This is a genomic window from Anoxybacillus sp. FSL W8-0382 (genome assembly GCF_038003845.1).
Taxonomy (GTDB): domain Bacteria; phylum Bacillota; class Bacilli; order Bacillales; family Anoxybacillaceae; genus Anoxybacillus; species Anoxybacillus flavithermus_G.
In genome coordinates this window covers 225001-239548 of record NZ_JBBOPX010000001.1, presented here as the reverse complement: position 1 = coordinate 239548, position 14548 = coordinate 225001, and the positions used below count along the sequence as shown (strand labels likewise).

Below are 14548 nucleotides of genomic sequence, written 5' to 3'. Positions count from 1 at the left end.
CCCTTAATGTTTAAAATGGCGAACGCCTGTAAATACCATGGCTATTCCATATTCATTAGCTTTTTGAATCGAATCTTCATCGCGAATCGAACCGCCCGGTTGAATAATGGCTGTGACTCCCGCTTGAGCAGCCACTTCAACTGTATCGCTCATCGGGAAAAAGGCGTCGGAAGCTAATACCGCTCCTTTCGCTTTCTCTCCCGCCTGTTCAATCGCAATGCGAGCAGCTCCAACACGATTCATTTGTCCAGCGCCGACACCAATCGTCATCCCGTTTTTCGCGAGTACAATCGCATTCGATTTGACATGCTTCACCACACGCCAAGCGAACGTTAAATTCGACCATTCTTCTTCTGTCGGCTGTCTTTCAGTCACAACTTGAATGTTCGCATCATCAATTGTATACGTGTCTTCGTCTTGAACAAGTAGTCCCCCACGTACCGATACGACAAATGGTTCTTTTTTCCGCTCTGCTTCAAAATCGACCGTTAACAGACGAATGCTTTTCTTTCTCTTTAAAATTTCTAGCGCTTGTTCTGTAAATGAAGGGGCGATGACAATTTCTAAAAAAATGTCATGTAATTTCGCAGCCGTTTGTTCGTCAACTTCACGATTAAGCGCCACGATGCCGCCAAAAATGGACGTTGGGTCGGCTTCGTAAGCTTTTTGAAACGCTTCAGCGATCGTCTTGCCAACGCCGACTCCACACGGATTCATATGTTTCACCGCTACCGCCGCTGGTTCAGTGAATTCCCCTACAATTTGTAAAGCTGCATTGGCATCGTTAATATTGTTGTAAGACAGTTCTTTTCCATGTAATTGCTTCGCTTTTGTAATAGAAAATGGTAAACTGAGCGGTTTTTCGTAAAATGCAGCCGTTTGATGTGGATTTTCACCATATCGTAACGATTGTTTCTTCACAAACGTCATCGTCATCGTTTCCGGATACGTTTCTCCAACGACGTTTGTCAAATATTGTGCAATCATCGCATCATACGCTGCAGTATGGCGAAATACTTTTGCAGCTAACGCCCGTCTCGTCTCAAGCAATACTTCGCCATATTGTTTTAACTGTTCAATGACTACATCATAATCGGCAGGATCGACAACAGCTGTGACGTAAGCATGATTTTTCGCCGCCGCTCTAAGCATGGTCGGACCGCCAATATCGATCTGTTCAATCGCTTCCATCAACGTCACGCTTGGCTTTGCAATCGTTTCTTGAAATGGATATAAATTAACAACGACAAAATCGATCGGCGTGATGCCATGCTCTTGCAGTTGCTGTTTATGTGTTTCGTCATCTCGCACAGCTAACAGTCCACCGTGAATATTTGGGTGCAATGTTTTGACCCGTCCGTCTAAAATTTCTGGGAAGTTTGTCACATCAGAAATGCTTGTCACAGGAATTCCGTGTTCTGCTAATACACGCTTCGTGCCACCTGTTGAAATGATTTCCACTCCAAGCTCAGCTAGTTGCTTGGCGAATGTGACAATTCCTTTTTTATTTGACACGCTAATAATTGCTCGTCTTTTCATTCTTTGTACTCCCTTTCTCCGTCAACAATTGTTGAATGACTTGCGGATACAACACATGTTCAATTTCATGAATGCGGCGCTCAACGCTTTCTAATGGTTCTCCGTCATCAATATATAGTGCCCGTTGCGCAATAATTGGTCCCGTATCCATTCCTTCATCAACGTAATGCACTGTAACCCCTGTCACTTTCACACCGTAGCGATACGCTTGGCCAATCGCATCTTTTCCTGGAAACGCCGGCAGAAGAGAGGGATGAATGTTTACAATTCTGTTCGGATATGCCTGTAAAAGCGTTGGACCGATAAGCCGCATATAACCAGCAAGAACAACTAAGTCGATTTCTTTTTGTTGTAGTTGTTGTAAAATCTCACGTTCAAATTGTTGTTTCGTTTCATATTGTTTAGGGTTAAAAACAAATACCGGCACGTGTTCACGAATCGCTCGTTCAATCACTTTGGCATGCGGTCGATCACATACAAGAAGCGCCACTTCTGCTTGAATGTCTCCTTTTTTTACTGCGTCGACAATCGCTTGAAAATTCGTTCCGCTTCCTGATGCAAAAATAGCTATTCGCTTCATTCGATTTTTCCCCCAGCAAACGATACACCTACTCCTTCTTTTACCCGACCGATAATGTACGCCTCTTCTCCACACGATTCAAGCAACTGCACAACGTCTGGCACAACATCGCTATCGACAGCTAATACAAAACCGATTCCCATATTAAAAATATTAAACATTTCCGTTCGTTGTAGCTGTCCATGTTGCTGTAAAAAGTTAAAAATCGGCGGAATCGGCCATGAACCGTAGTCTATTTCGGCTTGTAATCCTTTTGGCAACATACGCGGAATGTTTTCGATAAAACCGCCCCCTGTAATATGTGCCATCCCTTTCACACGAAATTGTTTTAATGCTTCAAGTACCGCTCGAACGTAAATGCGTGTAGGCGTTAACAACTCCTCGCCAAGCGAGCGAGAAAACGGTTCATATATGTCATCTAATCGCAAGTCGGCATCTTTTATAATTTTTCTTACAAGCGAATAGCCGTTGCTATGAAGCCCGCTCGAAGCCAAACCGATCAGCACATCGCCTGGAACAATCGTATCCCCTGTGACTACTTTCGTTTTTTCAACAACTCCAACCGCAAATCCAGCTACATCATATTCATCTTCACCGTACATGCCCGGCATTTCTGCTGTCTCTCCGCCAATGAGCGCACAGCCTGCTTCGACACAACCGTCGGCCATCCCTTTGACAATGTGCTCAATTTTTTCTGGCACCGCTTTTCCACAGGCGATGTAGTCAAGGAAGAAAAGCGGCTCTGCCCCTTGTACGACAATATCGTTTACGCACATCGCTACGCAATCAATTCCGATCGTATCGTGCCGATCAAAAGCGAATGCAAGCATTAGTTTCGTCCCTACACCGTCTGTTCCAGATACAAGGACAGGTTGTTTATACCCGAGCGAAGAGAGGTCAAACATTCCTCCAAAACCACCTAAGCTTCCAAGTGCACCGATTCGGGCAGTTTTGGCGACATGTTTTTTCATCCGCTCTACCGCTTCATATCCAGCTTCAATGTTCACACCGGCTTGTTTGTACACATGTGCCAACATGCTCTCCTCCAATCTTCGTCGGATATTGTCCTGTAAAGCAAGCTAAACATTGCCCGCAGTTTGCTGAATCGTTTGGTCTTCCAATCGCTTGCAAAAGCCCTTCTGGACTTAAAAAAGCAAGAGAGTCCGCTTCAATGAGTTGTCGAATTTGTTCGATCGTATGTTTAGCCGCAATAAGCTCTTCTTTTGTTGATGTGTCGATGCCATAAAAACATGGGTGCGTAATCGGCGGGGAGCTAATGCGCACATGCACTTCTGTTGCTCCTGCCTCTCGAAGCATGCGTACGATACGCTTGCTCGTCGTTCCACGCACAATGGAGTCATCAACCATGACGACTCGCTTCCCAGCGACGACCCCTCGAACAGGCGACAATTTCATTTTTACTCCTTGTTCCCTAAGTGCTTGCGATGGTTGAATAAACGTCCGTCCAACATACCGATTTTTAATTAGCCCCAACTCGTACGGAATACCTGTCGCTTCCGCATAGCCGATCGCTACTGAAATGCTTGAATCCGGTACACCTGTCACCACATCCGCTGCAACAGGGGCTTCAACGGCTAACTGTTTTCCTAAATTTTTTCGTGCTGTATGAATGTTAATGCCATCAACGTTGCTATCCGGGCGAGCGAAATAAATATATTCCATACTGCAAATCGAGCGGGGAACTTTAGGGGCGAAACGCTCAGAACGAATGCCTTGTTTATTAATCATAATGAGCTCTCCCGGCTCCACTTCTCGCTCATATGTGGCACCAATGACATCAAACGCACACGTTTCCGACGCTACAACGTACGCCTCGCCTAAACGCCCAAGCGATAAAGGGCGAAATCCATGTGGATCAAGAGCGATATACATTTCTGTTTCCGTTAAAATTAAAAAGGCAAAAGCGCCACGTAAATGCGACAACGCTTCTTTAATCCGTTCTTTTAAAATCGGTTCGCCACTACGCTTAATTAAATGAGCAAGCACTTCCGTATCAGAAGTCGTTTGAAAAATACTTCCTTGTTGTTCTAAACGAAAGCGCAACTCATCGGCATTTACTAAATTTCCGTTATGTGCAAGCGCTAAACTGCCGCCTTGGGAACGGAACAAAAGCGGTTGAACATTCGCATACCCGCCTCCGCCGGCAGTTGAGTAACGGACGTGGCCGATCGCAGCCATGCCCGTTAATTGTTCTAGTTCACCGCGACTAAACACTTCTGTGACTAAACCAAGCCCCTTATGAAATTGTAACGTTCCGTTGCCTCCGACAACAATTCCTGCTCCTTCTTGACCACGATGTTGTAAACTATGCAGTCCGTAATATGTCAACGTCGCTGCTTCCTCATGTCCCCAAATGCCAAAAATTCCGCATTCTTCATTTAATCCTTTGATTTCAGCAAGCATGGAATAGCTCCTTTCCATACGTTTCGCATTGTTTCTACTGGAACGTGGATGATACTCGTATCCTCATTCACCACATGAAGCATTTCATCGTTCGTCACTTCCCCAATACATATCGCTTGAACGAGCTGTTCAAACGCTTGACGATGTTCCTTTTTTACAGAAACGATAAAGCGTGATTGTGTTTCACTAAATAGTTCTGAAACGACATCACCTTGAATTGTCACACGTGCACCTAAACCTTGTGCGGTCATTAGACATTCCGCAAGTGCAATCGCCAAGCCACCTTCCGATATGTCATGCGCTGATGCTACTACTCCAGCTCGAATCGCGGTGAGAAGCTGTTGTTGTCGCTCTGCTTCCACATGTAAATCAATCGTTGGCGCTTTTCCAAAAATGCGACCTGTTAGCCATTTTTGTAGCTCGCTCCCACCAAATTCTTGCTTAGCTTCCCCAATGACATAAATCAAGTCGCCAGGTTGTTTAAATGCTTGTGTCGTAATATGACTAATATGTTCAACGACACCGACCATGCCGACAATTGGTGTCGGATAAATGGCTTCGCCGTTCGTTTCATTATAAAGCGATACATTTCCGCTAATGACTGGTGTTTCTAGTACACGACACGCTTCGCTCATTCCTTCTACCGCTTTTTCAAGTTGCCAAAAAATTTCTGGTTTTTCCGGATTTCCAAAATTCAAACAATCGGTAACGGCAAGTGGCTGAGCACCGGAACATACGATGTTGCGTGCTGCTTCTGCGATCGCAATTTTCCCACCGACTTCTGGATCTAAATATACGTAGCGAGAATTACAATCGGTTGTCATCGCCAGCGCTTTATTTGTGCCACGAATGCGTAAAACAGCTGCATCAGACCCTGGAGCAACAACCGTATTTGTTCGCACCATATAATCGTATTGTTCATACACCCATTCTTTACTTGCAATCGTTGGCTGACTTAATAATGCAAGCAACGTTTCTTCATAATCGTTAATCGTCGGTACGTACTCAATCGTTTGAAACTCACGATAATATGCTGGTTCTTGCGACGGCTTATGATATACAGGGGCATCTTTGGCAAGCGCATCAACCGGAATTTCGGCAACGACTTCCCCGCGGTGATACAAACGTAACATTTGATCATTTGTTACGCGACCAATCGCTTTCGCCTCGAGCCCGTATTTAGCAAATACATCTATAATTTCTTGTTCACGACCCTTCTGAACAACAAGAAGCATGCGCTCTTGCGACTCAGACAACATCATTTCATACGGTGTCATTCCTGTTTCGCGTTGTGGTACAAGATCTAAATTCAGTTCGATCCCAGAGCCTGCCTTGCTCGCCATTTCCGCCGATGAGCTTGTTAAGCCGGCCGCCCCCATATCTTGCATCCCAACAAGCGCATCGGAATGAATGACCTCTAAACAAGCTTCAAGAAGCAATTTTTCCATAAATGGATCTCCGACTTGAACAGCTGGACGTTTTTGTTCAGATTGTTCCGTTAATTCTTCCGATGCAAACGTTGCTCCATGAATGCCGTCACGCCCCGTTTTCGCCCCGACATACATGACCGTATTTCCAACGCCTGCCGCGATTCCTTTTTGAATATCTTCATGTCGAATCACCCCGACGCACATCGCATTTACAAGCGGGTTTCCTTCGTATGCCGCATCAAATTGCACTTCACCACCAACAGTCGGAATACCGACACAATTTCCATATCCCGCAATCCCTGCGACGACGCGCTCAAATAAATATTTCACGCGCGGTGACGTTAATTCGCCAAAGCGAAGCGAGTTTAATAACGCAATTGGTCTTGCCCCCATCGAGAAGACATCGCGAATAATTCCCCCAACACCTGTGGCAGCCCCTTGATACGGCTCAATCGCAGATGGGTGGTTATGACTTTCAATTTTAAATGCTACCGCTAATCCATCTCCAATATCGACAATACCAGCGCCTTCTCCTGGTCCTTGGAGCACATGTCTCCCTTCAGTCGGAAACTTTTTTAATACAGGTTTCGAATTTTTATAGCTACAATGTTCTGACCACATGACAGAAAAAATGCCCGTTTCTGTATAATTAGGCAAACGTCCAAGAATACGCTCAATCATCGCAAACTCTTCATCTGTTAATCCCATATCACGATACATCTTCTGTTCTTTAATCATTGTTGGACTTGGCTCAAGTAATAACGACATGTGCGTCCCTCCAATATGTCACAATTGATTGAAACAGTTTTAAACCGTCTGCCCCTCCAAGCAACTCATGAACAGCTCGCTCAGGGTGTGGCATCATACCAAGTACGTTCCCTTTTTCGTTCACGATGCCTGCAATGTTGAATAAACTACCGTTTGGATTTTCTCCCTCATAACGAAAAACAATTTGGTTATTAGCGATAAGCTGTTGTAACGTTTGTTCATCACAATAATAGTTTCCTTCTCCGTGCGCAATGGGGATTGTAAGCACTTCTCCTTGCTCGTATTGCGATGTAAACATCGTTTCGTTATTTTCGACACGAAGCTTCACCGGACGGCAAATAAACGTTAACGTATTGTTGCGTCGCATCGCCCCCGGGAGAAGCCCCGCTTCTAGTAAAATTTGAAATCCGTTACATACACCTAAAATCGGTTTCCCTTCGTCTGCTGCTTTTTTTATCGCTTTCATGACGTTGGAAAAGCGCGCAATCGCTCCAGATCGTAAATAATCCCCGTATGAAAAACCACCTGGCAAAAGAATAGCATCAAACTCATCTAAACTTTCTACATCATGCCAAACGTATTCAACATCTTCCCTTAATTCATCTGCAATCGCATGATACATGTCGACATCACAGTTGGAACCCGGAAATACAATGACCGCAAATTTCACTGAACGACGACCTCCTCAATTTCATAGCGATAATCTTCAATGACCGTATTCGCCAACAACTTTTCACACATATCTTTCACGAGTGCATCTATGTCGCGGTCACTTTTTTCTACCGTTAACTCCATGAACTTTCCAATACGCACATCTTGCACCTCATGATAACTTAAGCTATGAAGCGCTCCTTTTACAGCATTTCCTTGTGGATCTAATACATTTTCACGCAATGTGACATACACTTTTACTTTGTACATGATAATCCTCCTAATCGTTGTAAAAGTTTCGTATATGTTTCTGTTAAGTCGCCTAAATCACGACGAAATACATCTTTATCAAATTTTTCTTTCGTGTGTACATCCCATAATCGACACGTATCTGGGGAAATTTCATCCGCCAACAGTACCGCTCCCGTTTCATCTTTTCCAAACTCTAATTTGAAGTCGACAAGCTGTAAGTCACATGAACGAAATAAGGAAGTTAAAATGTCGTTAATGCGTAACGCCGTCTGTTTCATGTGCAAAAGCTCATCATGAGTGGCAAGCTGTAACAAAGCGATATGATCTTCCGTTAATAGGGGATCGCCTAAATCGTCATTTTTGTAGTAAAATTCTACAAGTGGTTTTTCAAGTACCGTTCCTTCCTCAAGACCAGTACGCTTCGACAAACTCCCGGCGACAATATTGCGGACAACGACTTCAAGGGGTATGATCGTCACTTGACGCACAAGCTGTTCTGTATCGGATATTTTACGGATAAAATGATTATTTACACCTGCTTCATGCAACAAGGAAAATAGTAAACTCGTAATTTCGTTATTTAATCGTCCTTTTCCGCTAATCTTTGCTTTTTTTTCACCGTTAAATGCAGTTGCCTCATCTTTATATTCAATCCATAATACACCCTCTTCGTTCGTCGCATACACTTTCTTCGCCTTTCCTTCATACAGAAGGTGTTGCTTTTCCATGTTCTCTCCCCCAGTTATACAGAATATTAGGAAATTTTCGTGTAAAGGTAAGGACGGCGCCTTACCTACTGCAAGCCAAGTCGCTCGAAAATCGTGTCGACATGCTTTAAGTGATAGTTGTAGTCAAAGCAATCAGCAATTTGATCCTTCGTTAAACGACTTGTAATTACTTCGTCTGCTTCAATTAACGAGCGGAACGGCACTTGTTTTTCCCATGCTTCCATCGCCTTTGGTTGTACAAGATCATACGCTTCCTCACGCGTCATACCTGTGTCAATAAGCGCTAGCAATACGCGTTGTGAATAAATAAGTCCGAGCGTGCGATCCATATTCTTCTTCATATTTTCTGGGAATACGGTCAAGTTTTTCACGATATTTGTAAAGCGGTTGAGCATGTAGTCTAAAGCGATCGTTGCATCCGGTAAAATAATGCGCTCCGCTGACGAATGTGAAATGTCACGCTCATGCCAAAGCGGTACATTTTCATACGCCGTTAACATATACCCACGAATGACGCGAGCCATTCCTGTCATATTTTCTGAACCGATCGGATTCCGTTTATGCGGCATCGCAGACGAACCTTTTTGTCCCTTAGCGAAAAACTCCTCTACTTCCCGTGTTTCACTTTTTTGTAATCCACGAATTTCAACAGCAAATTTTTCAATCGATGTTGCAATTAAAGCGAGCGTCGCCATATAGTGGGCATGACGATCACGCTGTAACGTTTGCGTCGAAATAGGCGCAGGCTGTAAGCCAAGTTTTTCACATACGTACTGCTCAACAAACGGATCGATATTGGCATACGTACCAACAGCACCAGAAATTTTTCCAACGCGTACCGTTTCGGCTGCTTGCTTGAAACGTTCTAAATTTCGCTCCATTTCGGCATACCAAAGCGCCAATTTTAATCCAAATGTCGTTGGCTCAGCATGAACACCATGCGTTCGTCCCATCATGACCGTATATTTATGCTCAATCGCTTTTTCTTTTAATACAGCAATAAAGTTCTCTAAGTCACGCAATAAAATTTCATTTGCTTGTTTTAATAAGTATGATAATGCTGTATCAACCACATCCGTAGACGTAAGGCCGTAATGTACCCATTTTCGTTCTTCTCCTAGCGTTTCTGATACCGCGCGCGTAAAGGCAACAACATCATGGCGCGTCTCTTCTTCGATTTCTTTAATGCGCGCGATATCGAATGAGGCGTTTTGACGAATTTTTTCAACATCTTCTTTCGGGATAACACCTAACTCGGCCCATGCTTCACATGCTAAAATTTCGACTTCTAGCCAAGCACGAAAACGGTTTTCTTCCGTCCAGATTGCACCCATTTCTGGTCGTGTGTAACGTTCAATCATACGTTCATCCTCCGATCTGTCCAAATCGCAAATTCATCTATTTTTCGTTGGATCGCATCGACATCATCAGCTAACCATGTCACATGTCCCATCTTTCGCTTCAGCTTCGCTTCCTTTTTTCCATAAAAGTGGACGTGGGCGTCACGAAATTGGGCGATGTTTTGAATGACTGCATCCACATGTTCTCCTAAAATGTTGACCATAATTGTAGGTTTGAGCAACTCCGTACTGCCAAGCGGCCAATTACAAATGGCGCGAATATGTTGTTGAAATTGCGATGTGATACAACCGTTTATTGTATAATGACCTGAGTTGTGTGGTCTAGGGGCAAGTTCATTGACATATAACTGCCCATCTTCTGTTAAAAACATTTCAATAGCTAGTGTGCCGACAAGTTGAAAAGTTTCCGCTAATCGTCGAGCATACATCTCCGCCTGCGCAATGGTTTTCTGGCTAACTTGGGCTGGGGCAATCGTTTGATGCAAAATATTGTCGCGATGAATGTTCTCGACAACAGGAAACAGCTCTATTTCACCAGAAACGCTACGCACAACGATAATAGATAACTCTTTCACAAATGGAACCCATGCTTCCAATACACATTCACCGTAAGCGAGCAGCGAGCGCGCCTCGTGAATATCATCTAAACAACGAATGACCACTTGCCCTTTTCCATCATACCCTCCACGACATGTTTTCAATACAGCCGGAATGCCGATCTCCTCAATCGCCCGTTCCAATTGCTCTTCTTCCAGTATGAGACGATAAGGGGCAACAGGCAACCCGGCAGACTGAACTGCCCGTTTTTCTTTCCAACGATGCTGTGTAATAGAAAGCAGCTCGCTTCCTTGCGGCACATATCCCTTCTCTACTAATCGTTTCAACGCATCAGCATCAATATTTTCAAACTCATATGTCACAACATCGCTCACTTCGGCTAAATGACGTAACGCTTCTTCATCGCTATACGAAGCGACAATTTCAATGTCAGCCACTTGAGCACAAGGCGATTGCGGAGTAGGATCAAGAACCGCTACGAAAAACCCCATCTCTTTTGCAGCGATCGCCATCATTCTTCCTAGTTGTCCTCCGCCAATAATACCAATCGTTTGCCCCGGGACAATCGTTTTAATCAAGCTGATCACTACTTTCCATCACTTGTTTTCGAATCGCTTCACGCCGCATCCGCAATGCATCCATGTACGCCGGATCGTGCGTTCCGAGAATCGATACTGCAAGCAATGCCGCATTGACGGCACCTGCTTTTCCGATAGCCACTGTCGCTACTGGCACTCCTCCGGGCATTTGGACAATAGATAGTAACGAATCAAGACCATTTAGCGTTTTAGACATAACCGGAACACCAATAACAGGCAACGTTGTTTTAGCTGCTACCATTCCTGGCAAATGAGCAGCTCCCCCTGCTCCAGCGATAATGACTTTAATGCCGCGCTCTTCAGCTGTTTCAGCATACGTAAACATAAAGTCCGGTGTACGGTGAGCTGAAACAACTTTTTTTTCAAACGGAATATGCAATTCTTCTAATATATCACATGCATGACGCATCGTTTCCCAATCTGATTGACTTCCCATAATGACAGCTACAAGTGGCTGCATCCGTACTCACCTCTTTTTATAATCAGAAAAAAATCCAGAACAACGCCCCTCGACCATAAGGGAAAGCATCGTTCTGGACACATTTCGCCCATTGGGTGAAAAAAGCCAATAAGATCCTTTCCCTCATAGTCCAATAATTTACGGTTATTGGGTAGAGACTTTTGGGCCATATCCCCAAAATTATATGAGGGTTCAACAACGTATTCATTTATCTTCATCTTACCAGTCGTTTTTCAATCATGTCAACATAAAATCGAACATTTTTACACACAAAATAATTAATGTTCGGTTTTTACTTAAAAATCACCATTTCATCTTTTTCACCATATAGTAAAAAGAAAAAGAGAAAGGGGAGAAGCTTATGGATTGGACAAAGCAATGGGAAGCCTTTTTTACTCATCCATTTTGGAACTCATCAAATTCCTTTTCTTCCTATTCATCAGGCATCAATATGTATCGTCGTGATAATGAGCTACTTGTCGTCGCAGCGATCCCAGGGTTAGCACATGTACACGATGCAGAAGTGTACATTCATTATAATACATTAGAAATTAAAGCAAATGTTCAATTGCAGTTTGAAGGCTTTGAACTAATTGAAGAAGGAATTACACAAGAACCTTTTGAACGAGAGATACAACTTCCCTTTCCTGTAGGAGAAAAAGTGGAAGCTGTGTACGAGAACGGACTGCTATTTGTTCATCTTCATCGTCTCATCCCTGATCATATAAAAAGGAAGGTGGACATTAAATAAAAAATGAGCTAACCTATATCGGTTAGCTCTTTAACTATGGGGGAGAGGATTGTAAAAGCGTTAAACGCAAATACATGGACAAAAAAAGTTAGAGAACAAAACGGAGATGCCCTCTAACTTGCTATGTCCGCCCGGCAACGTCCTACTCTCGCAGGCGGTGTCCCGCCAACTACCATCGGCGCTGGAGAGCTTAACTTCCGTGTTCGGGATGGGAACGGGTGTGACCTCTCCGCCATCGTCACCGAGCAAACATGCTTTTTCGTTTCGCCTTTTTGGGCGTGAAGGATGATTCCTTCAAAACTAGATAACAGAACAGTCGCCTTCGCTTTTCGTGATGTCTAGCTTCGAACTAACATCCTCCTACGCCTTCGCTTTTTCCGTTCGACGTGCAAGCACGTCTTCGTCAAAAGCTCTCGGCTCCGTCGGACGTTTCCTTGGCTTCGCCAAGGACCGTTCTCAGCTTTTCTTGATGTCTAGCTGCGGCTCCTAGCCCCTCGAACCGCTTCAGTCCTGCTGTGGCGGCAACAGCCTCCTCGCAGGCCTTTCGCGCTCTTCGTGTCTGGACAGTCGCCTTCGCTTTTCGTATGTGCTTAGTTAAGTCCTCGATCGATTAGTATCCGTCAGCTGCACGTGTCGCCACGCTTCCACCTCGGACCTATCTACCTTGTCATCTTCAAGGGATCTTACTCGCTTGACGCGATGGGAAATCTCATCTTGAGGGGGGCTTCACGCTTAGATGCTTTCAGCGCTTATCCCTTCCGCACATAGCTACCCAGCTGTGCCCCTGGCGGGACAACTGGTACACCAGCGGTGCGTCCATCCCGGTCCTCTCGTACTAAGGACAGCTCCTCTCAAATTTCCTACGCCCGCGACGGATAGGGACCGAACTGTCTCACGACGTTCTGAACCCAGCTCGCGTACCGCTTTAATGGGCGAACAGCCCAACCCTTGGGACCGACTACAGCCCCAGGATGCGATGAGCCGACATCGAGGTGCCAAACCTCCCCGTCGATGTGGACTCTTGGGGGAGATAAGCCTGTTATCCCCGGGGTAGCTTTTATCCGTTGAGCGATGGCCCTTCCATTCGGAACCACCGGATCACTAAGCCCGACTTTCGTCCCTGCTCGACTTGTAGGTCTCGCAGTCAAGCTCCCTTCTGCCTTTACACTCTTCGAATGATTTCCAACCATTCTGAGGGAACCTTTGGGCGCCTCCGTTACGCTTTGGGAGGCGACCGCCCCAGTCAAACTGCCCACCTGACACTGTCTCCCACCCCGATCAGGGGTGCGGGTTAGAATCTCAGTACGACAAGGGTGGTATCCCAACGGCGACTCCACCTAGACTGGCGTCCAGGCTTCTCAGTCTCCCACCTATGCTGTACATGTCGCACCAACATTCAATATCAGGCTGCAGTAAAGCTCCACGGGGTCTTTCCGTCCTGTCGCGGGTAACCTGCATCTTCACAGGTACTATGATTTCACCGGGTCTCTCGTTGAGACAGTGCCCAAGTCGTTACACCTTTCGTGCGGGTCGGAACTTACCCGACAAGGAATTTCGCTACCTTAGGACCGTTATAGTTACGGCCGCCGTTTACTGGGGCTTCGGTTCGCACCTTCGCTTGCGCTAAGCGCTCCCCTTAACCTTCCAGCACCGGGCAGGTGTCAGCCCCTATACTTCGCCTTACGGCTTCGCAGAGACCTGTGTTTTTGATAAACAGTCGCTTGGGCCTTTTCACTGCGGCTCCCCTGGGCTATTCACCCGAGGGAGCACCCCTTCTCCCGAAGTTACGGGGTCATTTTGCCGAGTTCCTTAACGAGAGTTCTCCCGCGCACCTTAGGATTCTCTCCTCGCCTACCTGTGTCGGTTTGCGGTACGGGCACCTCTCACCTCGCTAGAGGCTTTTCTTGGCAGTGTGGAATCAGGCACTTCGGTACTTTATTTCCCTCGCCATCACAGCTCAGCCTACTCAAGCGGATTTGCCTACTTGAGGCGCCTAACTGCTTGGACGCGCACAACCAGTCGCGCGCTGACCCTATCCTCCTGCGTCCCCCCATTGCTCAAACGGTGAGGAGGTGGTACAGGAATATCAACCTGTTGTCCATCGCCTACGCCTTTCGGCCTCGGCTTAGGTCCCGACTAACCCTGAGCGGACGAGCCTTCCTCAGGAAACCTTAGGCTTTCGGTGCAGAGGATTCTCACCTCTGTTTTCGCTACTCACACCGGCATTCTCACTTCTAAGCGCTCCACTAGTCCTTCCGGTCTAGCTTCGACGCCCTTAGAACGCTCCCCTACCGACGACGTAAGTCGTCCCACAGCTTCGGTGGTACGTTTAGCCCCGGTACATTTTCGGCGCAGAGTCACTCGACCAGTGAGCTATTACGCACTCTTTAAATGGTGGCTGCTTCTAAGCCAACATCCTGGTTGTCTAAGCAACTCCACATCCTTTT

12 protein-coding genes, 2 rRNA genes and 1 riboswitch (1 of these 15 cut by a window edge) are annotated in these 14548 nt (G+C 45.7%); of the genes, 1 reads left to right on the top strand and 13 read right to left on the bottom strand.

All coding sequences use genetic code 11. From position 1 onward, the window contains the following. Window positions 1-3 precede the first annotated feature (3 nt). The 11 genes from purH to purE all read right to left on the bottom strand — a co-directional run bounded on the left by purH (window position 4) and on the right by purE (window position 11350). Window positions 4-1539: a bifunctional phosphoribosylaminoimidazolecarboxamide formyltransferase/IMP cyclohydrolase gene (gene purH / locus NSS60_RS01355; RefSeq protein WP_004888774.1), complete on the bottom strand. Its 1536-nt coding sequence runs from the start codon at window positions 1537-1539 to the stop codon at window positions 4-6. Then, window positions 1517-2119: a phosphoribosylglycinamide formyltransferase gene (purN, locus tag NSS60_RS01350; protein WP_064214578.1), complete on the bottom strand. Its 603-nt coding sequence runs from the start codon at window positions 2117-2119 to the stop codon at window positions 1517-1519. Before purN ends, purH begins: the two co-directional genes overlap by 23 nt. After that, window positions 2116-3153 (bottom strand): phosphoribosylformylglycinamidine cyclo-ligase, encoded by a 1038-nt coding sequence (gene purM, locus NSS60_RS01345; RefSeq protein ID WP_004888772.1) that lies wholly within the window; start codon window positions 3151-3153, stop codon window positions 2116-2118. The genes purN and purM overlap by 4 nt, the downstream gene beginning before the upstream one ends. Further along, the gene (purF, locus tag NSS60_RS01340) at window positions 3116-4543 is read right to left on the bottom strand and encodes an amidophosphoribosyltransferase (protein WP_004888771.1); all 1428 of its coding nucleotides are present in this window, start codon (window positions 4541-4543) and stop codon (window positions 3116-3118) included. The genes purM and purF overlap by 38 nt, the downstream gene beginning before the upstream one ends. Then, window positions 4519-6741 carry a phosphoribosylformylglycinamidine synthase subunit PurL gene (gene purL / locus NSS60_RS01335; protein ID WP_004888770.1) on the bottom strand — a complete coding sequence of 741 codons (2223 nt, stop codon included), beginning with the start codon at window positions 6739-6741 and terminating at the stop codon, window positions 4519-4521. Before purL ends, purF begins: the two co-directional genes overlap by 25 nt. Next, window positions 6725-7411 (bottom strand): phosphoribosylformylglycinamidine synthase subunit PurQ, encoded by a 687-nt coding sequence (purQ, locus tag NSS60_RS01330; RefSeq protein ID WP_004888769.1) that lies wholly within the window; start codon window positions 7409-7411, stop codon window positions 6725-6727. The genes purL and purQ overlap by 17 nt, the downstream gene beginning before the upstream one ends. Then, window positions 7408-7662: a phosphoribosylformylglycinamidine synthase subunit PurS gene (gene purS, locus NSS60_RS01325; protein WP_003398656.1), complete on the bottom strand. Its 255-nt coding sequence runs from the start codon at window positions 7660-7662 to the stop codon at window positions 7408-7410. The genes purQ and purS overlap by 4 nt, the downstream gene beginning before the upstream one ends. Then, a complete protein-coding gene (gene purC, locus NSS60_RS01320) occupies window positions 7650-8372 on the bottom strand; it encodes a phosphoribosylaminoimidazolesuccinocarboxamide synthase (RefSeq protein WP_004888768.1) in 723 nt (240 codons plus the stop codon). The genes purS and purC overlap by 13 nt, the downstream gene beginning before the upstream one ends. A 65-nt stretch (window positions 8373-8437) precedes the next feature. Next, window positions 8438-9733 carry an adenylosuccinate lyase gene (gene purB, locus NSS60_RS01315; RefSeq protein WP_004888767.1) on the bottom strand — a complete coding sequence of 432 codons (1296 nt, stop codon included), beginning with the start codon at window positions 9731-9733 and terminating at the stop codon, window positions 8438-8440. Further along, window positions 9730-10878, bottom strand: coding sequence for a 5-(carboxyamino)imidazole ribonucleotide synthase (gene purK, locus NSS60_RS01310; protein WP_004888766.1), 1149 nt, complete (start codon window positions 10876-10878; stop codon window positions 9730-9732). Before purK ends, purB begins: the two co-directional genes overlap by 4 nt. Beyond that, a complete protein-coding gene (gene purE, locus NSS60_RS01305; protein ID WP_004888765.1) occupies window positions 10862-11350 on the bottom strand; it encodes a 5-(carboxyamino)imidazole ribonucleotide mutase in 489 nt (162 codons plus the stop codon). Before purE ends, purK begins: the two co-directional genes overlap by 17 nt. A gap of 106 nt (window positions 11351-11456) precedes the next feature. Continuing rightward, window positions 11457-11558: riboswitch (purine riboswitch) on the bottom strand. Window positions 11559-11711: 153 nt separating this feature from the next. Here purE and NSS60_RS01300 point away from each other — a divergent pair. Next, window positions 11712-12101, top strand: a complete 390-nt coding sequence (locus tag NSS60_RS01300) for an Hsp20/alpha crystallin family protein (RefSeq protein WP_004888764.1) — start codon at window positions 11712-11714, stop codon at window positions 12099-12101. Between the two features lie 129 nt (window positions 12102-12230). Here NSS60_RS01300 and rrf read toward each other — a convergent pair. Both rrf and NSS60_RS01290 read right to left on the bottom strand, forming a co-directional pair. Continuing rightward, window positions 12231-12347, bottom strand: a 5S ribosomal RNA gene (rrf, locus tag NSS60_RS01295). A gap of 344 nt (window positions 12348-12691) precedes the next feature. Then, a 23S ribosomal RNA gene (locus tag NSS60_RS01290) occupies window positions 12692-14548 on the bottom strand; it runs 1069 nt beyond the window's last position.